General features: G+C 72.1%; 28 protein-coding genes. 23 read left to right on the top strand and 5 right to left on the bottom strand.

Annotated elements, in window-relative coordinates:
* The first annotated feature begins 17 nt into the window (after window positions 1–17).
* From ACGGAQ_RS07440 to ACGGAQ_RS07420, 5 genes are read left to right on the top strand one after another with little or no spacing between them, the layout of a single operon-like run.
* Window positions 18–695 (top strand): response regulator transcription factor, encoded by a 678-nt coding sequence (locus ACGGAQ_RS07440; RefSeq protein WP_355063457.1) that lies wholly within the window; start codon window positions 18–20, stop codon window positions 693–695.
* A complete protein-coding gene (locus tag ACGGAQ_RS07435; protein WP_393045454.1) occupies window positions 692–1768 on the top strand; it encodes an ATP-binding protein in 1077 nt (358 codons plus the stop codon). Before ACGGAQ_RS07440 ends, ACGGAQ_RS07435 begins: the two co-directional genes overlap by 4 nt.
* On the top strand, window positions 1765–3903 hold the full coding sequence (locus tag ACGGAQ_RS07430; protein ID WP_393045453.1) for a DUF4153 domain-containing protein: 2139 nt from the start codon (window positions 1765–1767) through the stop codon (window positions 3901–3903). The genes ACGGAQ_RS07435 and ACGGAQ_RS07430 overlap by 4 nt, the downstream gene beginning before the upstream one ends.
* A 44-nt stretch (window positions 3904–3947) precedes the next feature.
* Window positions 3948–4361, top strand: coding sequence for a hypothetical protein (locus ACGGAQ_RS07425; RefSeq protein ID WP_354857349.1), 414 nt, complete (start codon window positions 3948–3950; stop codon window positions 4359–4361).
* Window position 4362: 1 nt separating this feature from the next.
* Window positions 4363–6003, top strand: coding sequence for a cation acetate symporter (locus tag ACGGAQ_RS07420; RefSeq protein WP_393045451.1), 1641 nt, complete (start codon window positions 4363–4365; stop codon window positions 6001–6003).
* Window positions 6004–6084: 81 nt separating this feature from the next.
* Here ACGGAQ_RS07420 and ACGGAQ_RS07415 read toward each other — a convergent pair whose 3' ends face one another.
* Both ACGGAQ_RS07415 and ACGGAQ_RS07410 read right to left on the bottom strand, forming a co-directional pair.
* Window positions 6085–6438, bottom strand: coding sequence for a hypothetical protein (locus ACGGAQ_RS07415; protein WP_393045449.1), 354 nt, complete (start codon window positions 6436–6438; stop codon window positions 6085–6087).
* Window positions 6435–6896 (bottom strand): hypothetical protein, encoded by a 462-nt coding sequence (locus tag ACGGAQ_RS07410; RefSeq protein WP_393045717.1) that lies wholly within the window; start codon window positions 6894–6896, stop codon window positions 6435–6437. Before ACGGAQ_RS07410 ends, ACGGAQ_RS07415 begins: the two co-directional genes overlap by 4 nt.
* 121 nt (window positions 6897–7017) lie before the next feature.
* Between ACGGAQ_RS07410 and ACGGAQ_RS07405 the strand changes: the two genes are divergently transcribed.
* Both ACGGAQ_RS07405 and ACGGAQ_RS07400 read left to right on the top strand, forming a co-directional pair.
* Window positions 7018–7782: an ABC transporter ATP-binding protein gene (locus ACGGAQ_RS07405; protein WP_393045447.1), complete on the top strand. Its 765-nt coding sequence runs from the start codon at window positions 7018–7020 to the stop codon at window positions 7780–7782.
* Window positions 7767–9470, top strand: coding sequence for an ABC transporter permease (locus ACGGAQ_RS07400; protein ID WP_393045445.1), 1704 nt, complete (start codon window positions 7767–7769; stop codon window positions 9468–9470). The genes ACGGAQ_RS07405 and ACGGAQ_RS07400 overlap by 16 nt, the downstream gene beginning before the upstream one ends.
* On the opposite strand, the gene ACGGAQ_RS07395 is transcribed toward ACGGAQ_RS07400, so the two are convergent.
* Window positions 9467–9682: a DUF397 domain-containing protein gene (locus tag ACGGAQ_RS07395; RefSeq protein WP_393045443.1), complete on the bottom strand. Its 216-nt coding sequence runs from the start codon at window positions 9680–9682 to the stop codon at window positions 9467–9469. The two genes, ACGGAQ_RS07400 and ACGGAQ_RS07395, sit on opposite strands and share 4 nt — an antisense overlap.
* A complete protein-coding gene (locus tag ACGGAQ_RS07390; protein ID WP_393045441.1) occupies window positions 9679–10257 on the bottom strand; it encodes a Scr1 family TA system antitoxin-like transcriptional regulator in 579 nt (192 codons plus the stop codon). Before ACGGAQ_RS07390 ends, ACGGAQ_RS07395 begins: the two co-directional genes overlap by 4 nt.
* A 91-nt stretch (window positions 10258–10348) precedes the next feature.
* Between ACGGAQ_RS07390 and ACGGAQ_RS07385 the strand changes: the two genes are divergently transcribed.
* From ACGGAQ_RS07385 to ACGGAQ_RS07330, 12 genes are all read left to right on the top strand, one after another.
* Window positions 10349–11101, top strand: coding sequence for a flavin reductase family protein (locus ACGGAQ_RS07385; RefSeq protein ID WP_393045715.1), 753 nt, complete (start codon window positions 10349–10351; stop codon window positions 11099–11101).
* Between the two features lie 176 nt (window positions 11102–11277).
* A complete protein-coding gene (locus tag ACGGAQ_RS07380; RefSeq protein WP_393045439.1) occupies window positions 11278–11643 on the top strand; it encodes a DUF485 domain-containing protein in 366 nt (121 codons plus the stop codon).
* Window positions 11621–13312, top strand: a complete 1692-nt coding sequence (locus tag ACGGAQ_RS07375) for a cation acetate symporter (RefSeq protein ID WP_393045437.1) — start codon at window positions 11621–11623, stop codon at window positions 13310–13312. Before ACGGAQ_RS07380 ends, ACGGAQ_RS07375 begins: the two co-directional genes overlap by 23 nt.
* 81 nt (window positions 13313–13393) lie before the next feature.
* Window positions 13394–14371, top strand: coding sequence for an NAD-dependent epimerase/dehydratase family protein (locus ACGGAQ_RS07370; protein WP_393045435.1), 978 nt, complete (start codon window positions 13394–13396; stop codon window positions 14369–14371).
* 76 nt (window positions 14372–14447) lie between these two features.
* The gene (locus ACGGAQ_RS07365) at window positions 14448–15671 is read left to right on the top strand and encodes an LCP family protein (protein WP_393045433.1); all 1224 of its coding nucleotides are present in this window, start codon (window positions 14448–14450) and stop codon (window positions 15669–15671) included.
* Window positions 15672–15856: 185 nt separating this feature from the next.
* On the top strand, window positions 15857–17116 hold the full coding sequence (locus ACGGAQ_RS07360) for an LCP family protein (protein ID WP_393045431.1): 1260 nt from the start codon (window positions 15857–15859) through the stop codon (window positions 17114–17116).
* A 239-nt stretch (window positions 17117–17355) separates the two neighbouring features.
* On the top strand, window positions 17356–18318 hold the full coding sequence (locus ACGGAQ_RS07355) for an LCP family protein (RefSeq protein ID WP_393045713.1): 963 nt from the start codon (window positions 17356–17358) through the stop codon (window positions 18316–18318).
* A gap of 58 nt (window positions 18319–18376) precedes the next feature.
* The gene (locus ACGGAQ_RS07350) at window positions 18377–18712 is read left to right on the top strand and encodes a rhodanese-like domain-containing protein (protein ID WP_039905019.1); all 336 of its coding nucleotides are present in this window, start codon (window positions 18377–18379) and stop codon (window positions 18710–18712) included.
* A gap of 10 nt (window positions 18713–18722) precedes the next feature.
* Entirely contained in the window at window positions 18723–19511 is a 789-nt protein-coding gene (locus ACGGAQ_RS07345; RefSeq protein ID WP_393045428.1) for a glycerophosphodiester phosphodiesterase, read from the top strand.
* Between the two features lie 116 nt (window positions 19512–19627).
* The gene (locus tag ACGGAQ_RS07340; protein ID WP_393045426.1) at window positions 19628–21082 is read left to right on the top strand and encodes an ATP-binding protein; all 1455 of its coding nucleotides are present in this window, start codon (window positions 19628–19630) and stop codon (window positions 21080–21082) included.
* 28 nt (window positions 21083–21110) lie between these two features.
* Window positions 21111–21572, top strand: a complete 462-nt coding sequence (locus ACGGAQ_RS07335; RefSeq protein WP_393045424.1) for an ATP-binding protein — start codon at window positions 21111–21113, stop codon at window positions 21570–21572.
* Window positions 21573–21699: 127 nt separating this feature from the next.
* Window positions 21700–22587 (top strand): DUF5926 family protein, encoded by an 888-nt coding sequence (locus ACGGAQ_RS07330; RefSeq protein ID WP_393045422.1) that lies wholly within the window; start codon window positions 21700–21702, stop codon window positions 22585–22587.
* Window positions 22588–22605: 18 nt separating this feature from the next.
* On the opposite strand, the gene ACGGAQ_RS07325 is transcribed toward ACGGAQ_RS07330, so the two are convergent.
* The gene (locus ACGGAQ_RS07325) at window positions 22606–23823 is read right to left on the bottom strand and encodes an arginine deiminase (protein WP_393045420.1); all 1218 of its coding nucleotides are present in this window, start codon (window positions 23821–23823) and stop codon (window positions 22606–22608) included.
* Window positions 23824–23990: 167 nt separating this feature from the next.
* On the opposite strand from ACGGAQ_RS07325, the gene ACGGAQ_RS07320 reads away from it, so the two are divergent.
* The 4 genes from ACGGAQ_RS07320 (at window position 23991) to ACGGAQ_RS07305 (ending at window position 26542) form a co-directional block, all read left to right on the top strand.
* Window positions 23991–24731 carry a hypothetical protein gene (locus tag ACGGAQ_RS07320; RefSeq protein WP_393045418.1) on the top strand — a complete coding sequence of 247 codons (741 nt, stop codon included), beginning with the start codon at window positions 23991–23993 and terminating at the stop codon, window positions 24729–24731.
* A 167-nt stretch (window positions 24732–24898) separates the two neighbouring features.
* The gene (locus tag ACGGAQ_RS07315; RefSeq protein WP_354855809.1) at window positions 24899–25357 is read left to right on the top strand and encodes a hypothetical protein; all 459 of its coding nucleotides are present in this window, start codon (window positions 24899–24901) and stop codon (window positions 25355–25357) included.
* A gap of 106 nt (window positions 25358–25463) precedes the next feature.
* Window positions 25464–25853 (top strand): ACT domain-containing protein, encoded by a 390-nt coding sequence (locus ACGGAQ_RS07310; protein ID WP_393045416.1) that lies wholly within the window; start codon window positions 25464–25466, stop codon window positions 25851–25853.
* A 65-nt stretch (window positions 25854–25918) separates the two neighbouring features.
* Complete coding sequence (locus tag ACGGAQ_RS07305; RefSeq protein ID WP_393045414.1) at window positions 25919–26542, top strand: hypothetical protein; 624 nt, start codon at window positions 25919–25921, stop codon at window positions 26540–26542.
* Window positions 26543–26545: the final 3 nt, after the last annotated feature.

Below are 26545 nucleotides of genomic sequence, written 5' to 3'. Positions count from 1 at the left end.
CCCTACAGTCAGACCCCATGAAGGAACGCCGGGTCCTGGTCGTCGAGGACGAACGCACCATCGCCGAGTCGGTCGCCGCCCGACTCCGCGCCGAGGGTTTCGCCGTCGAGATCGCCACGGACGGCCCCAGCGCGGTCGAGCGGTTCCGGACCGGCCAGCCGGACCTCGTCGTCCTCGACGTGATGCTGCCCGGCTTCGACGGCCTGGAGGTGTGCCGGCGGATCCAGGCCGTCCGGCCGGTGCCGGTGCTGATGCTCACGGCCCGGGACGACGAGACCGATCTGCTGGTCGGGCTCGCGGTCGGCGCGGACGACTACCTGACCAAGCCGTTCTCGATGCGCGAGCTGGCCGCCCGCGTACACGTGCTGCTGCGCCGGATGGAACGGGCCGCGACCCCCGCGGCACCCGCCATCCGGCTCGGCGACATTGAAATCAATGAGGCCGAGCGGCGGGTTCGGCGCTCCGGCGCGGACGTGCACCTCACACCTACCGAGTTCGACCTCCTGATCCACCTCGCCGGGCGGCCCCGCACCGTGCTGCCCCGGGAGCGGCTGCTCGCCGACGTGTGGGGCTGGGCCGAAGGCACCGGCACCCGCACCGTGGACAGCCACGTCAAGGCCCTGCGGCGCAAGCTCGGCGCCGATCTCATCCGGACCGTGCACGGCGTCGGGTACGCCCTGGAGGTGCCCGCGTGACCAACCACCGAGTGGTGGACTGGCTGGACCGGGCGCTGCCTCGCCCGCTGGACCCGGTCCGCTCGATCAAGATGAAGCTCGGCGTCCTGCTGGTCGCCTCCTGGGCGGTGGCCATCGGCTACTTCTGGTACGGCATCGGCTGGCTCCCGCCGGGCACCTCGATCACCGTCATCTGCATCGCGCTGGTCACCTCGCAGGTGCTCGCCCACGGGATGACCTCTCCGCTGCGCGAGATGACGGCGGCCGCCGGGGCGATGGCCCGCGGCGACTACACCCGTCGGGTGCGCGCCACCTCCCGCGACGAGGTGGGTGAGCTGGCCCAGGCGTTCAACAAGATGGCCGAGGACCTGCACGCGGCGGACCAGCGCCGGCGCGAGCTGATCGCCAACGTCTCCCACGAGCTGCGTACGCCGATCACCGCGTTGCAGGGCGTACTGGAGAACATGGTGGACGGGGTGGCCGAGCCGGAGCCCGCGGCCCTGCGCGCGGCGCTGTCCCAGACCGAACGGCTCGGGCACCTCGTCGCCGACCTGCTCGACCTGTCCCGTCTCGACGCCGGGGTGGTGCCGCTGCGCCGGGTCCGCATCGACGTCGGGGACTTCCTGGACGAGGCGGTGGAGCACGCCACCGCCAGCGCCGCCGGAGCGGGGCTCGACGTGGACTTCCGGCTCCGCAAGCTGGCGGTGCCGCTGACCGTACGCGCGGACCCGTGGCGGCTGCACCAGGTGTTCGCGAACCTGCTGGACAACGCGGCGCGGCACAGCCCACCCGGCGGCACCGTGCGGGTGAGCGCCGAGGAACACGCCGGCCAACTCCACTTCGAGGTGAGCGACGAGGGGCAGGGCATTCCGACGGCCGAGCGTTCCCGGGTGTTCGAGCGGTTCACCCGCGGCGACCGGGCGGCCGGCGGTGGGACCGGCCTGGGCCTGGCCATCGCCCGCTGGGTCGTCGAGCTGCACGGCGGTCAGATCGGGGTCCTCGACCCGGCCGGAGCCGCCCGAAACTCCCAACCCGGTTGCCGCATCCGGGTCACCATCCCGAGCAACGGGCCACACCGAGAAGAGGCCGCATGACCAGCCCCGGCAGCACGTCCGCACCGGCCACCGGACCGACCGGACCGCAGCCCACCCCGCCCGCCCAGGCCGTCCAGCCCGTCCAGCCCGCCCAGCCCGCTCAGCCTGGCCAGCCCGGCCAGCCCTGGGTCGGGCCCGGGCCGACGCCCCCGCCGACGGCCGGCCGGCCCCAACCCTGGCCGCCGCAGCCCTGGCCGTCCCAGTCCGTTCCACCACGGCCACCGTCGCTGCTCGCGCGGCGCTGGCCGGGGCCGAGCGGCACTGCCCATCCGCTGCTCCTGGGCGTGTTGACGGCGGCGGCGGTCGTCGGCGCCTCGGTGCTGACGGTGGTCCGGCCCGGACTGGGCTGGCTGGTCGCCGCATTGGCGGCCACCGCCGCGCTCGCCACCGCCAAAGTCGTCGTCCGGTCCGGCACGCCGTCCGCCGGAACCGACCTGACCGAACGCACCGCGTCCCCTGCACCGGATCCCCAACCGGGACTGCCGCCCAGCGCACCGGGCGCACCGCCGGCACCGCCGCTGACCACTGCGCCCGCTGTGGCCACCGCCGAGTCGACCTCCGCCGGCACGCCAGCCGCAACGGCGGGAGCCACCACCCTCGCGTCGACCCCGGACGCCGCCACGACGGCCGCCACCAGCGCCGCGCGGCCACCGGCGGCCACGCCGGCCCCGCCAGCCGCGACGGCTGCGCCGACTCTCACCGCCGCCACGCCAACCGCCGTACCGGCTCCAACCGCTGTACCGACGCCAACCGCTGCACCGGCACCAACCACTCCGGCGGCTCCGACCGCCGTGCCGGGTCCGACCCCGGCGGCGGTTCCGCCAGAGGCCGCGAACACCGTCCGTCCCGGTGCCACGGGGGCACCGGGGCGGGCGGTGCAGGCCGCCTGGGCGGGCGCGACGGTCGCGCTGATCGCCGTCGGCACGGTCCGGGCCGCCGGTTGGCTCTTCGTGCTCTGCCTGCTCGCCGCCGCGGTGACCGCGACGCTCGCGGTGACCGGTGGCCGGACCCCGTTCGGGATGCTGCTGGCCGTGACGCTGCCGCCGGCCGCGACGGTCCGAGCGCTCCCCTGGGCGGTACGCGGGCTGCACCGCACCCGCTCGTCCGGGCCCGGGATCGGGCGGATCGTGACCAGCCTGGCGATCTCGGTTGGTCTGCTGACGCTGTTCGGCCTGCTGTTCTCCTCCGCCGACGCGGTCTTCGCCGATCTGCTGGCGGGCCTCCTGCCGGACATCTCGCCGGGCGGTGTGGTCGGCTGGTCGGTACGCCTCGGGCTGATCGGCCTGGGCCTGCTCGGCGGCGCGTACCTGGTCAGCCGGCCGCCCGACCTGGACAGTCTGCGGGCGAAGCCGGGCCGGCCCGTGCACCGGCTGGAATGGGCCCTGCCGCTGGTGCTGCTCGACGCCCTGTTCGCCGCCTTCGTACTGGTGCAGTTGACCGTGTTCTTCGGCGGCGCGGGGCACGTGTTGCGTACGGCCGGCCTCACCTACGCCGAGTACGCCCGGAGCGGGTTCTGGCAACTGCTCGCCGTCACCGCGCTCACCCTGCTGGTGATCGCCGTCGCGGCCCGCCGGGCACCGAAGGCCACCCGTGCCGACCGGCTGCTGGTCCGGGTGCTGCTCGGTGTGCTCACGGCACTCAGCCTGGTCGTCGTCGCCTCGTCGCTCTACCGCATGCAGGTCTATGCCGACGCGTACGGCGCCACCCGGCTGCGGCTCTTCGTGGCGACCGTCGAGCTGTCGCTCGGAGTGCTCTTCGTCCTGGTCGGCGTCGCCGTGGCGCGGCTACGGGCCGACTGGCTGCCGCGACTGGTGATCGGCACCGCGGTGCTGGCGCTGCTGGGGTTGGCCCTGGTCAACCCGGACCGACTGATCGCGGACCGGAACGTCGACAGGTACCTCGAAACCGGCCGCCTCGACCTCACCTACCTCTCCGGGCTGTCGGCCGACGCGGTACCGGCCCTGGCCCGGCTGCCCGAGCCGATGCGGACGTGCGCGCTTCGGGAGATCGCCTTCGAGCTGCCCGAGGACGGCTTCTGGGCCACGAACCTCGGCCGGGAACGGGCCCGGTCCGTCCTGGACGCGACCCAGGTGACCAGCAGCGCGGCGAACTGTGCCGCTCAGGTGCGCTGGTGAGCGCGAGCGCTTGACAATCGCGCTGGGCGGGCAAGACTGCCGGGGTGGCCGAGCAACTGTCTGACGTGGGGTCGGGCGGTGCGGTACCGCCGCCCCGGCGGGCCCGGATCGTGTTGGCCGACATCACCCGGCGGGACACCCGCTCCGAGCGGACCCGCGCCGAGTTGGCCCAGCAGACCCAGGTCGGCGAGGCGCTGGTTCGCGGCCTGGTCCGCGCCCAGCTCGCGCTGGCGTTGCGGCTGTCGCTGGTGGTCGTCATCGGGCTGGGCGGGCTGCCCTGGTTGTTCGCCATCGCACCGTCGCTCGGCCGGACCACAGTGGCCGGCGTCAACCTGCCCTGGCTGCTGCTCGGCCTGGTCTCGTTCCCGTTCCTGATCGCGGTGGGTTGGGCGTACGTGCGGCTGGCCGAGCGCAACGAGCAGGACTTCACCGACCTGGTGCAGCGGCCGGAGCGCTGACGTGGGCAACGACTACGTGGTTCCGGCCATCGTCGCGGTCACGCTGGTCACCGTCGGGATCGGCTTCTACGGGCTGCGGCTGGCGCGAACCACGTCCGACTTCCTGGTCGCGTCCCGCGCGATCAGTCCGACCTGGAACGCCGCCGCCATCGGCGGGGAGTACCTGTCGGCCGCGAGCTTCCTCGGCATCGCCGGCCTGGTCCTCAAGTACGGCGTGGACGTCCTCTGGTATCCGGTCGGGTTCGCCGCCGGCTACCTGGCCCTGCTGCTGTTCGTGGCCGCGCCGCTGCGCCGCTCCGGCGCGTTCACGCTGCCCGACTTCTGCGAGCTCCGGCTGGGGTCCCGTCGCCTGCGCATCCTCGCCACGGCCTTCGTGATCTTCATCGGTTGGCTCTACCTGGTGCCGCAGTTGCAGGGCGCCGGGCTGACCCTGGCCACGGTGGCCGGCTCCCCGTACCCCGTGGGCGCCCTTCTGGTTGCCGCCGTGGTTACCGCGAACGTGGCGCTCGGCGGGATGCGGGCGATCACCTTCGTCCAGGCGTTCCAGTACTGGCTCAAGTTGACCGCTCTCGCCGTACCGGTGATCTTCCTGGCGTTGCAGTGGCAGGCCGACGGCCGCCCGGCGGTGACGCCGCCCGACGGACCGACGTTCCGGGCCGCGACCACCGTCGTGGTCGAGCACCGCGCGACCCTCACCCTGGCCGACGGCGACATCCGAGAGGTACGCCCCGGCGACGAGCTGACCTTCGCCGCCGGTGACCCGGTGCCGGAGGTGTCCGGGGTGGCCACCGACGCGGGGGACTGGTTGCTGCCCAGCGCGGCCGGCGACGACGACCGGGGGCTGTTCGGGACGTACTCCCTGATCCTGGCCACGTTCCTCGGCACGATGGGCCTGCCGCATGTGCTGGTCCGCTTCTACACCAACCCCGACGGCGCGGCGGCGCGGCGGACGACGCTTGTGGTCCTGGCCCTGGTCGGTGCCTTTTATCTGCTGCCCACCCTGTACGGGGTGCTGGGCCGGATCTACACACCGCAGCTGCTCGTCAGCGGGCAGACCGACGCGGTGGTGGTGTTGCTGCCCGGCGCGGCCCTCGGTGACGGGCTGGTCGGGCGGCTGCTCGCCGCGCTGGTCGCGGCGGGAGCGTTCGCGGCTTTCCTCTCCACCTCGTCGGGGCTGCTGACCAGCGTCGCCGGGGTGATCTCGACGGACGTGCTCGGCCGGGGCTCGGTGCGCGGCTTCCGGGTGGCCACCATCATCGCCGGGGGTGTGCCGACGGCGCTGGCCCTGCACGTCTCCGGGCTGGACGTGTCCCAGGTGGTCGGGTTGGCCTTCGCGGTCGCCGCGTCGAGCTTCTGCCCGCTGCTGGTGCTCGGCATCTGGTGGCGAGGGCTGACCGACCTGGGCGCCGCCGCCGGTGTGCTGGCCGGCGGCGGGGCGGCGATCGGGGCTGTGCTGGTCACCGTGCTCGGCCCGCCACTGTCGGGCTGGCCCGCCACGCTCACCGCGCAGCCGGCCGCCTGGACGGTGCCGCTGGCGTTCACCGTGATGGTCGCGGTGTCGATGGCGACCCGCCGACGGGCGCCGGCCGACGTCGCCGCCACCATGCTCCGCCTACACACCCCCGAAGCGTTGCGCCTGTAAACTTGATCCACTCCAGATCGGCGATGTGGGGGCATCCGGACGCCTGGATAGCCCCACATCGCGATGGGGCGAGGGGCATGCTCAGTCGGTCGCCCTGGGGTGACCCGTGCCAGCGTGTTTGACCCAGCAGGTACGGGTGTCGTGGTCGGGCAGGTACCAGATGCGGCCACCGGCAGTGACCTCGTACTGCCACTGCGGCAGTGTCTTCCCGTTGTGGCTGGCAGTGGCGAGAGAGCCCTTCAGGGGGTGATGCCGGCTGGTCGGCGGGGAGGGGCAGGGGTCGGATTCGATGGCGTCGAAGGCGGCGCGGGTGTTGGCTGCGGCCTGGCGACACAGTTCCTCCCAGCCCTTGGCCGCGTCGTTCGTGGCGAACCGCAGGACGTAGCCACCGGGGCGGGGTGGTGGCGCTGCCCGGTCGCCTCGCTTGGCGCTCACTCTGCGGCCGGGCGGGGCACCGCCCCGAAGTCGCCGGAACTGGGGGCGGCCAGGACCCGGTACAGGTCAGGGTCCGCGTGGATCTCGGCAGTGTGCCGCCACTCGGCGAGCAACTGGGACACGGCAGCCGTATTTCCCACAGCTGCGGCGGCCTCGGCTGTCTCGACGAAATCGTTGGCCATCTGCTCACGGTCGTCGGGCGGCAGGAACCGCACCCACGGCAACACGGTCGGCAGTGCCTCACGCACCAGGGTCGGGTCCCGGCGCACGACGCTGGCCAGCAGCCTGGCGGTCAGGTCCACCACCTCACCCTCGGCCGCCGCCCGATCGGCGGACATCAGCACCAGATCAGCGGCGTCGCGGCGGCGCAGCCGCACCGCACGAGCGCGGGACAGCCGCTCGGCCGTCTCGGCCGGCTGCCGCAGCAGTTCCGAGAACGGCACGGATTCCAAGGGCATTGACACGACATCAACACTACTTCAGAAGTCGCGCGAAGGCTACGAACTCCGCCTCGGGGATGACCCTAGGTCCATCCGCCGCCGGACGGCGGGACTGGCGGGTGCCGGATAACGTCGGCTCATGACTGGTGAGCATCCCGCGCTCGCGCTGCGTGGCCTGGCGAAGCGGTTCGACGGCACGATCGCGGTGGCGGGCGTCGACCTGGACGTACCGGCCGGCTCCTTCTACGGTCTGCTCGGCCCGAACGGCGCCGGCAAGACCACCACCCTGTCGATGGCGGTCGGGCTGTTGCGACCGGACGCCGGTTCGGCGTGGGTACTCGGCCAGGACGTCTGGCGCGATCCGGTCACGGCCAAGCGGCTGCTCGGCGTGATGCCCGACGGGGTACGGCTGTTCGACCGGCTGACCGGTGCGGAGCTGCTGGCGTACCACGGACTGCTGCGGGGGATGGACCCGGCGGTGGTCGACCAGCGGGCCGCGGAGCTGCTCGACGTGCTGGCGCTCGGCGACGCCGGCCGGACGCTGGTGGTGGACTACTCGGCGGGCATGAAGAAGAAGATCGGTCTGGCCTGCGCGCTGCTGCACGGTCCCCGGGTGCTGGTGCTGGACGAGCCGTTCGAGGCGGTCGACCCGGTGTCGGCGGCGCTGATCCGCGACATCCTCACCCGGTACGCGGCCGGCGGTGGCACGGTGATCTTCTCCAGTCACGTGATGGAGGTCGTCGAGCGGCTGTGCTCGCACGTGGCGATCCTCGCCCAGGGGGCCATCAGGCGGGTCGGCACGATCGCGGACGTCCGCGGCGGCCGGTCGCTGGAGCAGGTCTTCGTCGAGGTGGTCGGCGGGCGCACCGCGACCGGTGACGAGCTGTCATGGCTCTCCCGGTGAACGTCGCCGACGCGCCCGCCGGTCCGGCGCGGACGGTCTCCGCCCGGCACTTCGTGCGGCTCAAGCTGCGGGTGATGGGCAACAACTTCCGGGGTCAGGGCTGGCGGATCGCGCTGTTCATCGGTGGCGCGCTGGTCGGGCTGTGGTTCGCGGCCAGCGCCTTCTTCCTCTTCGCCGCGCCGGGCCTGGCCGGCGACGGCCGGTACGCGGTGCTGGTCGCGGCCGCCGGCGGTGGCCTGCTGGTGCTCGGTTGGCTGCTGCTGCCCCTGGTCTTCTTCGGCGTGGACGAGACCCTGGACCCGGCCCGGTTCGCGCTGCTGCCGCTGCCGCGCCGCACGCTGGTCACCGGCCTGTTCGCCGCCGCGCTGGTCAGCGTGCCGGTGCTGGCGATGTCGGTCGCCGTGCTGGGGCTGGTGCTGACCGCCTGGGCGTTGGGCGGCTGGTCCGCCGGCCTGGTGGCCCTGGTCGGCGTACTCGCCGGGTTGCTGCTCTGCGTGGCCGCCAGCCGGGCGGTGACCAGCGCATTCGCCAGTATGTTGCGGTCGCGCCGGGTGCGGGATCTGGCGGCCGTGCTGCTGGCGGTGGCCGCCGCGCTGCTCGGTCCGTTGCAGGTCTTCGGCCTGGCGGCGCTGCGCGAGACGGACTGGACCCGGCTGACCGGTGCCGCGACGGTGCTCGGGTGGACGCCGTTCGGGGCCCCGTGGACCGCCGGCATCGACGTTGCCCAGGGACGGGTGTGGGCAGCCCCGCTCAAGCTGCTGATGACGGTGGTGGCGATCGTCGCCCTGCTGGCCTGGTGGTCCCGCTCGCTGGAGTCGGCGATGGTGGGCACGGCGAGCACCGGCAAGGCCCCCGCGCAGCGCGGCGTCACCGGCGGGGCGGTCGCCCAACTGTTTCCCCGGGCCGCGGGCTGGGCCCGACGGGACCGGTTCGGCGCGCTGGTCGCCCGGGAGGCGCGTTACTGGTGGCGGGACGCCCGTCGCCGGGCCAACCTGATCACGATCGCGGTGGTCGGCATCTTCGTGCCCGTGTTGATCAATGTCACGGGCGGGGACTTCGCGGCCGAGGACGGGGCGGGGTTCACGGCGGCCGTCGGCGACAGCTCGCCGGTCGTGGTCACCATCTCGCTGCTCTTCGTCGGCGTGCTCGCGTCGGTCACCCTGGCCAACCAGTTCGGCTTCGACGGCAACGCGTACGCGGCGAACGTCGTGGCCGGCGTGCCCGGCCGGGTCGAGCTGCGCGCGCGGATGACCGCGTTCTCGCTGTACGTCCTGCCGATGCTGGCGGTCGTCGCGGTGGTGCTGTCGGCGCTGCTCGCTCGACCGGGATGGATCGGGCTGATGGTGGGCAGCCTGGCCGCCACCTACGGTGTCGGGTTGGCGGTGAACAGCTTCGTGTCGGTGCTCGGGGCGTACGCGCTGCCGGAGACGAGCAACCCGTTCGCGATGAACAGCGGCGCGGGCGTGGCGAAGGGCCTGCTCACCCTGCTGTCCATGATCACGACGGCGGTCGTCGCGGTGCCGATGGTGGTGGCCGCCGCGCTGCTCGGCGACGCCTGGCTCTGGCTGGCCCTGCCGGTCGGCGCGGCGTACGGGCTGGGGGCGGCGCTGCTGGGCGCGTACCTGGCCGGTGACGTGCTGGACCGCCGTCAGCCGGAACTGCTGTCCACGGTCACCCCGCGTCGTTAACCGGCGTTTCGACCGGTGCCCCGGGCGGCCTGAGCGGCCTGGGCGACGAAGTCACGCCAGGCGGCCGGAGCGAAGGTGAGCGTCGGACCGGAGCGATCCTTGCTGTCCCGGACCAGCACGACACCGGGCAGATTGTCCGCCACCTCGACGCAGTTGCCGCCGGAGTCGGTCGACCGGGTCGACGTGCGCCAGCCTGGCTCGCTCATCGTCATTGCGTCACCTTCAGCTTCCGGATCAGATCCAGCGAGGCGCCGGTGGACAGTGCTTCGCCGAGCAGGCTATCCCACTTGCGATCGATCAAGGCGATCATTTCCGGGTCGTCCATGACGTGTCCCCGGACGGCATTCTCCAGGTAGAGCGCCCTGTCCCGGTCCGGCAGATCGGCGAGCACAAAACCACCACCGAGCCCGACATGCTCGCCCACCGCCAGTGGAATGACGTGCAGCCGGACGAATGGCAGGTCTGCCACTTCCTGCAGTCGACCGAGCTGGGCGTCGAGCACCGCAGGCCCACCGACGGGGCGACGAAGGCCCGCCTCGTCCACCAGGAAGACGCAATGCGGCGGCACCTCCCGGACCAGCAGCTTCTGACGTTCCCTGGGCGCGGTGGTCGTACTCCAGGAGGAAGGCCGTGGTGCCGACGACCGTGCCGGACGGGCCACCGGCGTGGGTAAGGCGGCCGGCGGTGGCCGTGTCGCGACCGGGCCGGGACGCGGCGTGTCGCGTCCGGAAGCCGGACAGCACCGCGAGCGACATGACTCAGAGGTATAAATATTCCTCTGAGTCATACGCCTCATCGGCGAATCGCCCTCCGACCGGACCGCGCGAAGGCCGGCCGGCAGGCACCGGGAAGCGCTGGTGAGCCGGCCGCACGTGCCGATGCGGCCGCTGTGGCGGTGTCGGGGCTGCGGCGCGCTCTGGCCGTGCCAGCCGGCGCGGCTGGCGCTGCTCGCCGACTACCGGCACGACCGCACCGCGCTGCTGGTCTACCTCGGCACCCTGATGCTGGAGGCGGGCGATCAGCTCGCCCGGCTCAACGGGCGACCCGCCGACCTGCACGAGCGCTTCCTGGGTTGGGCGCGGGGCCGGGGCGGCACAATGTTTCACGTGAATCATGAGCCGGGTGCCGAGATCCACCACACCGACCCGTTCGCGGTGCCGACCGGGCAGCGGTCGCCGGTCCGCCGGCTGCGGGGCCGGCTCGCCGCGCCGGTGACCCTCTGGACGGCGCCCGGCCCGGCGGGCCTGACCGTCTCGTCCACCCTGGTCGCCGAGGGGGAGCCGGACCGGCTGCTCGGGTTGATCGACGCGGAGTCCGACCTCTGGGCCGCTGTCGAGGAGGCCGGCCGGTTCGCGGTCGCGCCGCTCGGCCCGGCGCACCGCCAGCTCGCCGACCGGTTCGCCGGCCTCTTTCCCGCCCCGGGCGGGCTGTTCGCCACCGGCACGTGGACCGAGACGCCGTACGGGCCGGTGCCGACCGACGCCGGCGGCTGGGTGGGCTGCCGCCTGGACACCGCCCGGGAGTACGGCTGGGCTCTGCTGGTGGAGGCCACCATCGAGGTGGTCGAGCTGGCCGGGGAGGCCACGCCGCTGCTGCACTACCGGGGGCGCTACCACGAGCTGCCGGGCTGACCGGGGCGGCCCGACCGACCGACCGGTCACCGGGGTGACCTGGGTCACTCGGCGCAGCCAGCCAACCGCTCGGCGCACTCGACGACCGGCGTCGATCTCGGCCTTCCCCGTCGGGGAGCGTGCTCTCTACGGTGCGCGAAACTACCCCCGACGCCTGTGAAGGTGGTGATCCACAGATGTCCACGGACACACCCGCGCCGACCGCTTCCCAGCCGGACAAGTACCTGGCGGTACAACAGTCAGACGAGTTCGCCGGGCTGCGCCGCGCGCTACGCGGCTTCGTCTTCCCGATGACCGTCGCGTTCTTCCTGTGGTACGCGCTCTACGTCATCCTCTCCGCGTACGCCCGGGACTTCATGGGCACGAAGCTGTTCGGCAGCAACATCAACGTTGCGCTGGTCTTCGGCCTGCTCCAGTTCGTCTCGACGTTCGTGATCGCCTGGCTCTACTCCCGGTACGCGGACCGGAAGATCGACCCGGTCGCCGACCGGATCCGTGCCGAGATCGGGGAGGTGACCCATGAAGACGGTCCTCGCGGCTAATCCGCTCCTCGCGGCCGAGGCCGGCAACCACACGGCCCGCAACCTGACGATCACGCTGTTCCTGGTGTTCGTGGCGGTGACCCTGGGCATCACGATCTGGGCCAGCCGGCAGACCAAGACGGCTACCGACTTCTACGCGGGCGGTCGTTCCTTCTCCGGCTTCCAGAACGGCATGGCGATCGGCGGCGACTACATGTCCGCCGCCTCGTTCCTCGGCATCGCCGGCATCATCGCCCTCTACGGCTACGACGGCTTCCTCTACTCGATCGGCTTCCTGGTCGCCTGGCTCGTGGCGCTCCTGCTGGTCGCGGAACTGCTGCGCAACTCCGGCCGGTACACGATGGCCGACGTGCTGGCCTTCCGGATGCGTCAGCGTCCGGTGCGGACGGCGGCGGCGGTCTCCACCATCACCGTGTCGATCTTCTACCTGCTGGCGCAGATGGTGGGTGCCGGCGCGCTTGTCGCGCTGCTGCTCGGCATCAAGCCGGGCACGACCTTCCTCGGCATGGACGCGGCCACCGCCAAGGTGGCGACCATCATCATGGTCGGCGCCCTGATGATCATCTACGTGACCGTGGGTGGCATGAAGGGCACCACGTACGTGCAGATCGTCAAGGCGTTCCTGCTGATGACCGGCGCGCTGCTGATGACCGTGCTGGTCCTCGCCAAGTTCCACTTCAACCTGTCGGAGCTGCTCGGCGCCGCCGCCGCGGCCTCCGGCAAGGGCGACAAGCTCCTGGAACCGGGCCTGCGGTACGGCGTGGAGGTCGCCGGGAACTCCACGCAGACGTTCTACAACAAGATGGACCTGCTGTCGCTCGGCATCGCGCTGGTGCTCGGCACGGCCGGTCTGCCGCACATCCTGATCCGCTTCTACACCGTGCCGACCGCCAAGGCGGCGCGCAAGAGCGTGCTCTGGGCCATCGGCATCATCGGCACCTTCTACCTGCTCACCCTGGCCCTCGGCTTCGGCGCGGCGGCGATGGTGGGTGGTCCGGCGATCATCGCGCAGGACAAGGCCGGCAACACGGCCGCACCACAGTTGGCCGAGGCGCTCGGCCTGGAGTTCTTCGGCGGTGAACTGGGTGGCGCGGCCCTGCTGGCGATCATCGCAGCGGTCGCCTTCGCCACCATCCTGGCCGTGGTCGCCGGGTTGACCCTGGCCTCCTCGTCCAGCCTGGCGCACGACTTCTACGCGAACGTCCTGAAGAAGGGCGAGACGTCGGAGCGCCAGGAGGTACGGGTCGCCCGGATCTCCGCCCTGGTGATCGGCGCGATCTCCATCCTGTTGTCGATCTACGCGCAGAACCTCAACGTGGCGTTCCTCGTGGCGCTGGCCTTCGCGGTCGCCGCCTCGGGCAACCTGCCGGCGATTCTCTACAGCCTGTTCTGGCGGCGGTTCAACACCTCCGGCGCGGTCTGGGCGATCTACGGCGGTCTGCTCTCGGCAGTGGTGCTGGTGTTCTTCTCGCCGGTGGTCTCGGGCGCGGCGACGTCGATGTTCCCGGACCACGACTGGCAGTGGTTCCCGCTGTCCAACCCGGGCATCCTGTCCATCCCGTTCGGGTTCCTGTGCGGGTGGATCGGCACCCTCATCTCCAAGGAGCACGACGAGGAGAAGTACGCGGAGCTGGAGGTCCGCGCCCTCACCGGCGCCGGCGCCCACTGACCCGCGGCACGGGCCCCCTGTTGACGCCACGCGTCAGCAGGGGGCCTCTTGCGTTCAACAGGGGTCGGTAGGCTGACCGGCATGAAGGTTGCTGAGCGCTTCGGTTCCGGTCACCGCGTTCTCGTCACCGGCGGCGCCGGTTTCGTCCCGTCGCACCTGGTCGACTCCCTGATCGCCCGGGGCTGCACGGTGGTGGCGCTGGACAACTTCGTCACCGGCTCCAAGGAGAACGTCGCCCACCTGCTCGACCGGCCAACCTTCACCCTGGTCGAGGCGGACCTCTCCGACGGCCTGCCGACGCACCACCCGGCGCTGGCCGAGCGGTTCGACGCGATCCTGCACATGGCCTCGCCGGCCAGCCCCACCGACTTCGCGCAACTGCCCGTGGAGATCCTCCGGGTCGGCTCGGTGGGCACCCTGCACCTGCTGGAGCGCGCGGTCGCCGACGGCGCCCGGTTCCTGATGGCCTCCACCTCCGAGGCGTACGGGGACCCGAAGGAGCACCCGCAGCGCGAGACCTACTGGGGCAACGTCAACCCCATCGGCGTCCGCAGCGTCTACGACGAGGCGAAGCGCTTCTCCGAGGCGGCCACGATGGCGTACCACCGCTACCGCGGGCTGGACGCCGCGATCGTCCGGATCTTCAACACGTACGGCCCGCGGATGCGCCCGGACGACGGCCGGGCCATCCCCACCTTCATCTCCCAGGCGCTGCGCAACGAGCCGATCACCGTGCACGGCACCGGCAACCAGACCCGGTCGATCTGCTTCGTCGAGGACCTGGTGCGGGGCATCCTGCTGCTGCTCGACTCGACCGAGACCGGCCCGGTCAACTGCGGCACCGAGCACGAGATGTCCATGCGTCAACTCGCCGAGTTGATCGTGTCACTCTCCGACAGCAGCTCGCAGGTGACGTACATCACCCGCAGCTCGGACGACCCGGAGATGCGCCGCCCCGATCTGACCCTCGCCCGCGACCTGCTCGGATACGAGCCGACCGTGACGCCCGAAGACGGCCTGCGACGCACGATCGAGTACTTCCGGGCGCGGCTAGGGTAACCAGCTCACGGCGGAGCACCGCGAGCTGAGTGTCGCCTGAGGGCGGTAGTGGCTCCCGCTACGTACCCTGAGTTACATGTCAGCGACCTCTGCCGGCGTTCCTCACCCGCACCTGCACCGCAGCGCCGGGCGCGCCTCGGTGCCCAGCCCCGACCGGGGCGCCTCCGGACGCGCACGTCCCGGCGAGGCGCGCTGGTACCCGCCGTACGACGAGCAGCAGCCCGGTCCGGGCGGCCCGTCGGGGCCGACGGGACCGGGCGGGCCCGGTGGGGCCGGCGGGCCGGGACGGCGTGGCCCCCGGCCGCGCTGGGGACGGATCGGTCTGGTGGCCGGAATCGCGGTGCTGGTGTTGGCGCTGCTCGGCGGCCTGGGCGCCTGGCTGTACGCGCGCAACCTCGACAACGACCTGGCCCGCACGGACCCGTTCGCGGAGATCACCGGCGGTCGGCCGGCGAAGCCCGTCGACGGCGCGTTGAACATCCTGCTGGTCGGCAGCGACTCCCGAGACCCGGACGCGCCGGTCGACACCAAGAGCCAGTGGCGGGCCGACACGGTCATCGTGATGCACATCCCGGCCGACCACCAGTCGGCGTACCTGGTCTCCATCCCGCGTGACCTGTACGTGCCGATCCCGCAGAGCGCCGGGGCGGACTGCGGCTCCGGCCAGCGCGCGAAGATCAACGCGGCGTTCGCGTTCGGTGGCCTGCCGCTGGCGGTCCGCACCGTGGAGTGCTTCACCGACGTCCGGATCGACCACGTGATGGCGATCGACTTCGGCGGCTTCAAGGAGGTCACCGACGCCCTCGGCGGAGTGGACCTGAAGGTGGAGCGGACGATCACCTCGATCCACAAGCCGTACCGGACGTTCACCAAGGGCACCAACCACATGGATGGCGCGGAGGCGCTGGACTGGATCCGGCAGCGCAAGCAGTTCCCGGACGGTGACTTCGCCCGGATGCGGCACCAGCAGGAGTTCCTCCGGGCGCTGATGGACAAGGCGGCGAGCACCGGCACCCTGGCGAACCCGAAGAAGCTCAACGACTTCCTCAAGTCGGTGACCGCCGCGGTGACCGTCGACCAGGGCTTCTCGGTGACGGACATGGCGGTGCAGTTCCGCAACCTGCGCGGGCAGAACCTCACGTTCCTGACCAGCCCGAACTCGGGCAGCGACACCATCAACGGCGAGTCGGTGGTGGTCTCCGACCGGGAGAAGGCGCTGGCGATGTACCGGGCCATGTCGGCGGACACCATGGCGGACTGGGTCAAGGCCAACCCGCCGAAGAACACCGACGGCGGCTGAGCGGCAGGGCGGCACGGGCGGTCGGTCGGCGGACGCGAGACGAACTCACCGTTTCGGTGATCGAGTACGGCCGATCGCCCGGTTGACGGAACCTGTCGTCCCAATTGAGTCCAGATGAACTCGCAAAGTCGAATTGATGTACGTACAGTGGGGCCGCCCCCTCCTGATCACGAGCTGGAGCACGAATGCCGGTTCAGGCCAGCCGTCGCCCTTCGTCCGCCACATCCGCCGCAGCTAGCGGCCGGATCGCCGCGTCCATACCGGTGCAGCCGGGCCCGTCGGGCGCTGGTCCGGGCGGTCGTCCGCCGGGTGGCGACAACGGCCGGACAGGCGGCAAGGGGCCGGCGAAGAAGCGGCCCCGGCGCAAGGATCCGCTCTGGGCCCGACTGACCGTGATCTTCGGCGCGGTGCTGATGCTCAGCAGCGGAGTGGCGATCGTCGGCACCAAGGTGGTGATCGGTCAGGCCACCGGCGACATCGCCCAGCGCAACCTGCTCGGTGACGCCAGCAAGACCGACGCCGAGGGTGGCGCGAGCCTGGACGGCCCGATCGACATGCTGCTGCTCGGCGTGGACGCGCGAGAGCGTTGGGCCGCCGACGACGTCCGCTCGGACAGCATCATCATCCTGCACATCCCAGCCTCGCACGACCAGGCGTACCTGATCTCGATCCCCCGCGACACCGAGGCGCAGATCCCGCCCTTCAAGAAGAGCGGCTACCCCGGTGGCACCGACAAGATCAATGCCGCGTTCCAGGCCGGCGCCCGCAACGGTGGCGGCTGGGAGGGCGGCGCCCAGTTGATGGCGCAGACGATCAAGCGGCTCACCGGGATCAGCTTCGACGGCGCGGCGATCATCAACTTCGGTGGCTTCAAGAACGTCATCGACACCCTGGGCACCGTGAAGATCTGTGTGAGCTACGAGGTCAAGTCGAAGCACATGTCGTTCGTCGACGGCAAGCCCATGTGGAACGCGGACGCCAAGAAGACCGGCAAGACGATGACGCCTGTCGTGCACAAGAAGGGCTGCCAGGAGATGGAGGGCTGGGCGGCCCTGGACTACGCCCGGCAGCGCTACGGCCTCCCCGGCGGCGACTACGACCGGCAGCAGAACCAGCAGCAGCTGATCAAGGCGATGGCCCGCAAGGCCACCGACGGCGGCATGCTGACCAACCCGGCCAAGCTGAACCAGCTGATCAAGGCGGCCGGCAAGGCGTTCGTCCTGGACACCGGCGGCGTGCCGATCGAGAACTTCATCTTCACCATGCGTGGGGTCACCGCGAACGAGCTGACCATGCTGAAGACCAACAACGGCAGCTTCAACGGCAACGGCAACAACCGTGAGGCGTTGAACGAGGAAACAATGCAGATGTTCCAGGCGGTCAAGCAGGACAAGCTCGCCGAGTTCGTCTTCACCCACCCCGAGGTGATCTCCGGCCGCAAGTGACGGCCGCCGCGTCGCTTCACGCAGCCTCGCCTGAGGCGGCGTCGCCTCGGGCTGCGTCGCCTCAGGCCGCGTCGTTCGAAGTCGCGGAAAGCCCGACGACCGGTTCGCTACCGCCCGTAGCCTGACGTGAGCAGGTTTCACGTATCGGCTGCGGGGAGGCGGTCACGTCCAGGTGGGGCCGGAACGCAGCGGACCGGGCACGCCCGGCCGCGCCTCGCCGCGCCCGCTGGTCACGCCTCCTGCTCGGCGTCGGTCTGGCCCTCGTCCTGCTGGCCGGGCTCGCCCTGATCGGGCTCAAGACGCTGACCCACCGGTACGACCGTACGGTGACCAAGGAGCAACTCCTCGACGCCGACGCCCGCACCGACCGGACCGACCTGGACGGGCCGCTCAACTACCTGCTCATCGGCACCGACCGACGCGCCGGCAGCAGCGAACCGGACCAGCGCTCGGACACCATCCTCATCGTGCACGTGCCCGCCGGCCGGCAGGAGGCATACCTGGTCTCCATCCCGCGTGACCTGCTGGTCGCCATCCCGCCCGCGAACGGCTTCGGTGGCGGTCCAGACAAAATCAATGCGGCGTACGAGCACGGCGGCGGCGGGCAGGCCGGCACCCGACTGCTCTCCGTCACCCTGAACCGGCTCACCGGCATCCGCTTCGACGGCGCCGCGCTGATCGACTTCTCCGGCTTCCGGAAGGTGATCGACCTCCTCGGCGGGGTGCAGATGTGCGTGGACACCCAGGTCCGCTCGATCCACACCAACCGTGTCTTCCCCACCGGCTGCCAGCGGATGGACGGGGCGCAGGCGTTGGACTACGTACGGCAGCGCTACGACCTGCCCAACGGCGACTTCGACCGGCAGCGCCACCAGCAGCAACTCCTGCGGGCGATGCTGGACAGCGCCGGCAAAGCCGACCTGCGCAACAACCCCGTCAAACTGGACCAGGTGCTCCGCGCGGTAGGCGGCTCGTTGACCGTCGACACCAACGGCGTACCTCTGGAGGATCTGCTCCTCGCGCTCCGCGCGCTGCCGCCCGACGGGATGCGCGGCGTTGAGGTGCCCTCGTCGCCACAGACCATCGACCAGGTTTCGTACGTGGTGCTCGACAACGGCGGCAACGGGCTCTTCGAGGCGGTCCGGGGGACCCGCGTACCGGCCTGGGCGCAGGCCAATCCGCGCTGGGTGACCCGGTTGTGACCGTACCGACGGCCGAGTCGGTGCCGATCCGGCCCGCGAGGATCTAGTGTTGCTTCCTGTGTTCGGACCCCAGGTTCCCACCGTGCCCGTGACCGAGATCGCCGACGACACCTACCTGCTCGACGTGCGGGAGGCCGACGAATGGGCGGCCGGCCACGCGCCCACCGCCCACCACCTGCCGATGATGGAGCTGCCGGCGCGGCTGGCCGAGGTGCCCACCGACCGGGACGTGGCAGTCATCTGCCGCTCCGGCGGACGTTCCGCCCAGGTCGTCGCCTACCTGGTCAACAACGGCTGGGAGCAGGTGCGCAACGCCGACGGCGGGATGCGCCAGTGGGCAGCGGTCGGCCGTCCGGTGGTCGACGCGAACGGGCAGCCCGGCCAGGTCATCTGAGGCGGCCGGGATGGGCGGTCCTCTGGTCTTCGCGCACCGCGGCGCCTCGTACGACCTTCCGGAGCACACCCTCGCCGCGTATCTGCGCGCCCTCGACGAGGGTGCCGACGGGCTGGAGTGCGACGTCCGGCTGACCCGCGACGGGCATCTGGTCTGCGTCCACGACCGGCGACTGGACCGCACCAGCAACGGCCGCGGGCTGGTCAGCGCGCGGACCCTCGCCGAGCTGGACGCCCTGGACTTCGGTTCCTGGCATCCGGGCAGCGCTCCGAGCGGTGACCTGCCGCCGGACGAGTCGCACACCCGGCTGTTGACGCTGGCCCGGCTGCTCGACGCGGTGCTCGCCGCCGGGCGGCCGGTCCGGCTGCTGGTGGAGACGAAGCATCCGTCCCGCTACGGCTCGACCGTGGAGCGGCGGCTGGTCGAGCTGCTGCGGCGGTACGGGCTGGCCGACCCGGCGCCGGACGACCCCGTCCAGGTCACCGTCATGTCGTTCTCCCCGCTGGCCGTCCGACGGGTCCGGGAGCTGGCCCCGGCGCTGCCCACGGTGCTGCTGCTGGAGGTGCTGCCGCCCTGGCTGCGGCTGGGCCGGCTGCCGTTCGGCGCCCGCATCGCCGGGCCGGGCATCGGCCTGGTCCGGGCCCGCCCGCACCTGCTGCCCGCGCTGCGCGCCGCCGGCAACCAGGTGTACGTCTGGACCGTCAACGAGCCGGCCGACGTGGAGTTGGTGCTGGCCGAGGAGGTGGACGGGATCATCACCGATCGCCCCGCGCACGTCCTGGCCCGACGGGACCGCTGAACGGGCCTCGACGCCGAGCTGGCCGTCCAGCGTGCCGACCGCCGGCAGCACCTACGCCCACGCCTACGCCACAACCGGGGGTGCCGAAAGTCGGGCCGGCGGGGCAGACTCGGCACATGCCGGAGCGTATCGATTTCCCCGCTCTTCTCGCCGGCCACACCGTCGCGATCGAGTCGATCAATGCTGGGGACGCGGGCCTACCGGTCCTCACCCAGCTTCTCCGGGCGACCCAACCCGCACTCGACGCGACCGGAATGGCGTTCGTCGAGTTCGGCCCGACCGGTGGCCGGGTGATCGCGGCGACCGGCGCGGCGGAGTGGGCGCTCGGCCGACCGCTCGCGGCGGACGACCCGGACACGGTCTGCCTGCTCTCCGGGCCACGGGTGGCCCAGGTTCGGGTGGCCCACCTCAGCGGCAAGCTCGCCGCTGAGCTGGCCGGCAGCGGGTTACGCCGGATGGTGGTGGCCCGAGCCGAGATCGGCGGTCACACCGTCGGCAGCCTGCACGCCCTCTATGCGGGAGACGACGAGCCGGGCGTAGAGCAGCGGGGGGTGGTCGCCTACCTCGCCTCGTGCGTCGGGCACATGTACGGCGACCAGAGCGGGTTGCCGGTGCACGGCGACGGGCCGGTGGTGGCGGCACTCGCCGACGGGCTGGCGGTGGTCGACCGGGACGGCCACGTCCGGCTCTGGAACCCGGCCGCCGCCCAGGTCACCGGCCGGACGGCGGAGCAGGCGTTGAAAAGCCCGCTGCCGTTCCCGTTGCCGCCCTCCGGTCAGGTCCGCGACCACCGGCTGCCGGACGGGCGCTGGCTGCGCATCACCTCCGGCGACCTGCCCGGCCCGGGCGCGCTGCGGGTGGTCACCTTCCGCGACATCACCGACCAGCAGCGCCGCGATCACGACCGGGAACTGTTCGTCGCGGTCACCAGCCACGAGCTGCGCACGCCGGTCACCGTCATCAAGGGGTACGCAGACACCCTCACCGACCACTGGGAGTCGCTGACCGAGGGAGACCGCCGACAGGCCGCCCGGGTGATCGGGCAGCGCGCCAACGAGCTGGCCCGGCTGGTCGACCGGCTGCTCTCCTCGGCGGCCGAGGCGGGGCCGGGGGACGACCCGCCGACCCCGTTCGACCTCGGTGAGGCGTTGCGCGCCGCCATCGTGGACCTGCCGGCGGAGCTGCGGCACCGGCTGACGCTGCGCCTCCCCGCCGACCTGCCCAAGGCGCTCGGCCACCGGCCCAGCCTGGCCACCGTGCTGACCGAGCTGGCGACCAACGCCGGCAAGTACTCGCCGCCGGGTTCCCCCATCGAGATCACCGCCGGGGTGGACGGCCAGTTGGTCGCGTTCCGGGTCAGTGACCGGGGCATCGGCATCCGGCCGGAGCACGTGGAGCGGGCGTTCGACCGGTTCTGGCAGGGCGAGTCCGGCGACCGGCGCGGCTACCCGGGAGCGGGGCTCGGCCTCTATCTCGTCCGCCGGATCGTTGAACAACAGAATGGATGGGTATCCCTACGTCCGAGGACCGACGGCGGTACGGTCGCAGAGGTGCGGCTACCGCGCGGTTGACCGACGGTGGCGCGACGTGGAGGCGACGGTGGCAGCGGCAGTGAGGGATCGGGCGTGGTGCGTGGTGGTTCCCCACCACCCCGCCGGCGCACGGCTGGCGCGACACCGGCTCGCCGGCGACCTGGCTGACGTCGTGACGCCAACGCTTCTCGCGGATCTGATAGCGGTGCTCGCCGAGCTGGTGGGCAACTCGGTCCGGCACGCCCGGCCGCTGCCCGGCGGCGTGGTCCGGGTGGCGTGGCGGCTGCGGGCCTCGGCCGAGGGCCCGTGGATCCAGTTGCGGGTGACCGACGGCGGCGCGACCACCAGCCCGCGGATCCGCACGGCCAGCCCGGACGCCGCGGACGGGCGGGGTCTGCACATCGTGGCCGGCCTGGCGACGCGCTGGGGCGTCGAGCGCGACGGCATGGGCCAGCGCGTCTGGGCGGAGTTCGACCCCACCCCCACCCCAACCCCCACCGCCCACCCCGACCTGGTACCAGCCGCCTGACATCGTTGATCATGAAGTTGTTGCCACGACACGCCGTGCGCGGTGACAACAACTTCATGATCAACAAGCGGTGGGCTGGGTGGGTCCGGCCCACGGCGGGACGGGCGGGGCCTTAGGCTGTGACGCCGTGAGCAAGCGTCGAAAGAGCCAGCGAACCGCCGTCGACACCGCGCCCCGGAAGGACAAGGTGCGCGACGTCTTCGTGCCGCGACCGTTCGAAGGGCTGGCCGACGAGTCCGAGTGGATCGCGCTGCGCGAGCTCGTGCCCGCCGCGTCCGCGCCGCTGCGGCTGGCGCCCGCCCTCGTCGAGGAATTCGGGGACCGGTCGGCCACGCTGGCCACGGTGCTGCCGATGGCCGCGCCGGCGGTGAGCAAGCCGGACGGCCGGGTGCTCATTGGTCTGCAACGCCACCAGCAGTCCGGCGACGTCTCCCGGGACCTGGCCGAGGCGCTGCTCTGCGCGCTGCGGACCGAGCCGGGCGGCCAGGTGTCCGTACCACCGCTGCCCGGTCCCGGGCCGCGACTGCAGGACATCCTGGTGGACGGCCCGCTGGAGATCACCATGCACGACGGGTTCGAGTTCTGGCTCGACCCCGGCGCGACCGACGACCCGAGCGTCCAGGCGTCGCTGGAGCGGGCCAACGCCGCCATCTACCCGACCGTGCGGATGACCGCCGCGAAGGCCGCGTACTGGTGCCAGGTCCCGGAGAAGGCGCACGTGCGCTGGGTGCTCCCGGACGACGAGGACGCCGCCCTGGACGCGCTGGCCCGCCTCGGCGCGGCGGGCACGCTGACGCTCGGCGAGCAGACCAAGTTCGCCGGGATGTTCCGCGCGCACGGCCGGCTGGTGCCGGTGTGGGACCTGCCGGAGGAGACTCCGGCCGACGACTGGGAGGACCCGGTCGCGCAGTTCGCCAAGCGGTACGCGGAGGCGCTCGCCACCACCGAACCGCTGGACGCCGCCGGCCGGCGGGCCCGCCAGGGGCTGCTCGGCCGTCAGCTCACCCTCCGCTGACCCCGACGCGCGGCCCGTTCACCCGTTGACGGGCAGCGGGTCGCGCACGATCGGGCAGGACATGCAGCGCGGGCCTCCCCGGCCCGAGCCCAGCTCCGAGCCGGCGATCGGGATGACCTCGATGCCGGCCCGCTCCAACTGCGCGTTGGTCTCGGTGTTGCGCTCATAGCCGACGCAGAGCCGGGGCGCCAGGGCGAGGGTGTTGTTGCCGTCGTCCCACTGCTCGCGTTCCGCGGTGACCGGGTCCAGGCCGGTGTCGATGACCCGGAGCTGATCCAGGTCCATCGCATCGGCGGCGGCCCGCAGGAAGGGCGCCGGGCCGTCCACGCGCGGGTCCTCGCCGTCCGCGCCGGCGATCACGGTGTACGCCGAGAGCGTGCTGGCGATGTTCGGATACATCAGCACGGCGTCGGCGTCGACCATCGTGCAAACGGTGTCCAGGTGCATGGTGGCGCGCTTCTGCGCGATCGGCACCACCAGGATGGTGTGGGCCAGCCCGGCGGCGAAGACCTGCCGGCCGAGGCGTTCGGCGCCGGCCGGGGTGGTCCGCTCGCCCACCCCGACCGCCAGGACGCCCGGTGCGAGCAGCAGGACGTCCCCGCCCTCCAGGTGCTCCAGGTTGGGGCGGTAGACGAACTCGGTGCCGGCGAAGCGCGGATGGTGGCGGTAGATGGCGTCGGTCAGGGTGGTCTCCCGGCGGCGGGCCGGCATGGCCAGGCTGGTGACACCGACCCGGTCACCGATCCACAGCGACGAGTCCCGGGTGAAGAGCAGGTTCGGCAGCGGGTCGATGACGAAGTCGTGCCGGTCCATCAGGGTGTAGACCAGCCCGCCCGGCCGTTCCGAGCTGATCCGCAGCTCTTCGTGGGCGAGCCCGGCGGTGAGCACGTCGGCCAGCGCGACCGGGTCCAGATAGGCGAGGTGGTCGGCGACCCGGGCGCGGAGCGTGTCGCCGAGTCGACGGGAGCGCAGCACCTCATCGGTCAGCTCGACGCGGGCATCCTCGACGGCCAGCGTCTCGGCCAGCAGGGTGGCCAGATAGAGCACCTCGACCCCGCGCTCGCGCAGCGCGGCCGCGAACGCGTCGTGCTCCTCCTGGGCGCGGCCGACCCAGGGGATCGCGTCGAACAGGAGTGAGTCGTTGTTGCGAGGGGTGAGCCGGGCCAGTTCCGGGCCGGGCCGGTGCAGCAACACGGTGCCGAGCCGGCCGACTTCACTGTCGACGTAGTGGGTCACCCCCGCAGCGTAGGGCAGGGTTTGGCGGCATCCGAGAAAAGAACTGTGGATGAATATGGCATTCATCCACAGTCACTCCGGCGCTCCGGCTTGCCGAACACCGGGAGTGGCAACGTAGGGTAGTGAGGACATAACTTCGAGGGACCTTTTGCCGGAGGTCGACGACGATGACTGTCTTTCCCGCACGACGAGCCGTACCGACCGCCAGGGCACTGCCGCCCATCGCGGTGCCCCACCCCCGGGTCGAGTCGCCCGGGGCTCTGGAGCCGGTCCGTCCGACACCGCTCGAATGGGCCCGCCGCCGCCGTGCCGAGCGGGGAGCCCGTCGACTGGAGGCGGCTGGAGCACGCGCGCTCGGCCAGCTCGACCATCTCGGGCCGGCCTGGCACGTCATCGAGTGGCCCCGCACCGACGTGGCGGACGTCCTGCTCGACCGCACCCAGGACGACCGCGCCGGGTTCCTCGCCATCGGGCCGAGCGGCCTGTTCGCGGTGACCATCGCCGACCATGGCCGGGCCCGGGTGCTCGTCGCCGGGGACGTCGTGCAGATCAACGGCAAGCGGCCTCCGTACGTCACCGAGGCCCGCCGGGACGCCAGGCGGGCCAGCAAGGCCCTCTCCGACGCGGTGGGGCTGACCATCCCGGTGACGCCGGTGCTGACCTTCGTGGGCTCCGGCGTGATCAGCGTCTACGGCCTTCCGAAGGACTGTCTGATGGCCACCCACCGGGAACTGGATCGACTCCTCGTTGCCGGTGGCAGCCGGATCAGCCCGGCCACTGCCGAGAAGCTGTCCCGGGTGGCACAGCATCCGAGCACCTGGCTGAACGGCACGTACCGTCCATCGGCCGACTACCGGTGGTACGACGAGGGCCGAACGGCCGCTGACAAGCCGGCCCACCACCGGTAACGTCACCGGCGACGCCACGCGGCCCCGGTCCCCCACCTACCCACCGGCTCCCGCGCCGTCGCCGGCCGCCCCCGTTCGAGCTGTGCGGTCCGGTGACCTGGTGCGCTCGGTGATTCCGTCGGCGACCGGCTAGCGTGGACAGTCCGTCGGTGGACATAGGAGGCGCGGTGGCCCACGTCGAACTTTCGCTCTCGGAAGTGTTCGTGCCGTCGGCGCGGGCCTCGACAGAGCTGGAGTCCGACAACGTCGGCCAGTGGTCCTCGACGGTCGACCGGGCCGATGAGCCCTGCCTGCTGATCGACGCCGACACCCGGGTCGTGGCGATCTCGGCCGCCGGCTGCGAGCTGCTCTGTCTGGGCGACCCGGCCGGCCTGATCGGGCGACCGCTGCTCGACGGCGGGCTGCGCCTGCTGGATTTCACCGCCAACCGGGGCGAGCTGACCGAGGCCGAGATCGACAAGATCCCGCCTCTGCTGGCGCTCTCCTCCGGCCGGCTCGCCCGTGGGCTGCTGCGGGTGCAGGCCGCCTCGCCGGACAGCTCCGACGCGACGGTCGACGCGATCTCCACCCCGGTGCTCACCAACGGCGCCGTGGCCGGCTCGCTCACCTTCTTCTCCGAGGTCTGACCTGCGGCGCAATATGTCGTTCGCCGTCTGACCTGCGGCGCAATGTGTCGTTCGCCGCACGCGGCGATGGCGGGATGGGCCCACACCCACGCCGTAAGGTGCCCTCATGCTCGATATCGCTCTGCTGCCGGGGGAGTACGCCGTGTGCCGGTTGCGGGCCGACACCGCCCTGCCGGCCGCACTGTCGAGTGGGCTGGGCCGCGCCGACGTGGTCACGGTGAGCTGGACGGCCGACGGGATCTCGGTGATCTGCCCGACCGACCGGGTGCCCGCCCAGGCCGTGGTGGAGACCACCTGGCGCTGCCTGCGCGTCGTCGGCCCGACGGGCGTGGACGCCACGGGAACACTGGCGGCGCTCGTCGACCCGCTCGCCGCGGCCCGGGTCAGCGTGGTCACGTTCTCCACCTTCGACACCGACTACGTGCTGGTGCCGACCGTCCGGTTGATCGAGGGCACGGCCGCCCTGGAGCGCGCCGGGCACCGCGTCCTCGGCTGAGCTTCACCCCGCCGTCCGCTCGCCCTACGATGGGCTCGGCCACCCGGCCGCGACGACGTTTCCCGATGTCCGAGGATCGGCCCGTGCCGTTCGACCCGCCCCGCCACCCGGCTCCCCCGCCCCGGGCGACAACCGCCAGCACACCCGTGGCGGTTCGCGCGCTACCCGTGGCCGGGGCCCTGCTGGCGCTCCTCACCATCGGGGCGCTGACCGGCTGCGGCGCCCCTCCCGAGCTGCGCGACCCGCCCGGGGTGCCCACCGGCGCCGGCACCCCGACGGCACCCGGCCCGACCGGCGTCCCTACCGGCAGGCCGACCACCGCGCCGAGCGCCCCACCGATCTCCACCCCGTCGGCCACCCCGGAGCCAGGTCTGGTCGCGACGGCCTGCCGGAACGGTCCGACCGGGCAGCGGGTGGTGCAGCTGCTGCGCGGCCGGGCCTCGGTGCTCCCGGACAACGTGCGGGTCCGGGTCCGCACCGGGCCGCTGTGCGCCGCCGACTGGCAGTACACCGTGCTGGAGGTGACCGGGCACGAGGAGCTTCAGGTCGTCACCCGGGGTCGGCCCGCCGCCCCGGAACTGGTCACCGCCGGCACCGACGTGTGCACCATCGAGGTCCGCGCCACCGGGCCAGCCGGGATCCGTACGCTCGCCTGCGATGCCGCTCCGGTGGTCCAGCCGGGTGCGTAGTCT

The sequence above is a fragment of the Micromonospora sp. NPDC047557 genome (assembly GCF_043205095.1).
Lineage (GTDB): Bacteria > Actinomycetota > Actinomycetes > Mycobacteriales > Micromonosporaceae > Micromonospora.
Note: the sequence above shows the minus strand (reverse complement) of the source record. Positions and strands in the feature narration are given on the sequence as shown.

Coding starts and splice junctions, on each gene's coding strand:
- ACGGAQ_RS07440 (WP_355063457.1), top strand. CDS start 18: ATGAAGGAACGCCGGGTCCTGGTCGTCGAGGACGAACGCACCATCGCC.
- ACGGAQ_RS07430 (WP_393045453.1), top strand. CDS start 1,765: ATGACCAGCCCCGGCAGCACGTCCGCACCGGCCACCGGACCGACCGGA.
- ACGGAQ_RS07410 (WP_393045717.1), bottom strand. CDS start 6,896: ATGCCCTTGGAATCCGTGCCGTTCTCGGAACTGCTGCGGCAGCCGGCC.
- ACGGAQ_RS07405 (WP_393045447.1), top strand. CDS start 7,018: ATGACTGGTGAGCATCCCGCGCTCGCGCTGCGTGGCCTGGCGAAGCGG.
- ACGGAQ_RS07400 (WP_393045445.1), top strand. CDS start 7,767: ATGGCTCTCCCGGTGAACGTCGCCGACGCGCCCGCCGGTCCGGCGCGG.
- ACGGAQ_RS07395 (WP_393045443.1), bottom strand. CDS start 9,682: ATGACGATGAGCGAGCCAGGCTGGCGCACGTCGACCCGGTCGACCGAC.
- ACGGAQ_RS07390 (WP_393045441.1), bottom strand. CDS start 10,257: ATGACTCAGAGGAATATTTATACCTCTGAGTCATGTCGCTCGCGGTGC.
- ACGGAQ_RS07385 (WP_393045715.1), top strand. CDS start 10,349: ATGCGGCCGCTGTGGCGGTGTCGGGGCTGCGGCGCGCTCTGGCCGTGC.
- ACGGAQ_RS07380 (WP_393045439.1), top strand. CDS start 11,278: ATGTCCACGGACACACCCGCGCCGACCGCTTCCCAGCCGGACAAGTAC.
- ACGGAQ_RS07375 (WP_393045437.1), top strand. CDS start 11,621: ATGAAGACGGTCCTCGCGGCTAATCCGCTCCTCGCGGCCGAGGCCGGC.
- ACGGAQ_RS07370 (WP_393045435.1), top strand. CDS start 13,394: ATGAAGGTTGCTGAGCGCTTCGGTTCCGGTCACCGCGTTCTCGTCACC.
- ACGGAQ_RS07365 (WP_393045433.1), top strand. CDS start 14,448: ATGTCAGCGACCTCTGCCGGCGTTCCTCACCCGCACCTGCACCGCAGC.
- ACGGAQ_RS07360 (WP_393045431.1), top strand. CDS start 15,857: ATGCCGGTTCAGGCCAGCCGTCGCCCTTCGTCCGCCACATCCGCCGCA.
- ACGGAQ_RS07345 (WP_393045428.1), top strand. CDS start 18,723: ATGGGCGGTCCTCTGGTCTTCGCGCACCGCGGCGCCTCGTACGACCTT.
- ACGGAQ_RS07340 (WP_393045426.1), top strand. CDS start 19,628: ATGCCGGAGCGTATCGATTTCCCCGCTCTTCTCGCCGGCCACACCGTC.
- ACGGAQ_RS07320 (WP_393045418.1), top strand. CDS start 23,991: ATGACTGTCTTTCCCGCACGACGAGCCGTACCGACCGCCAGGGCACTG.
- ACGGAQ_RS07310 (WP_393045416.1), top strand. CDS start 25,464: ATGCTCGATATCGCTCTGCTGCCGGGGGAGTACGCCGTGTGCCGGTTG.
- ACGGAQ_RS07305 (WP_393045414.1), top strand. CDS start 25,919: ATGTCCGAGGATCGGCCCGTGCCGTTCGACCCGCCCCGCCACCCGGCT.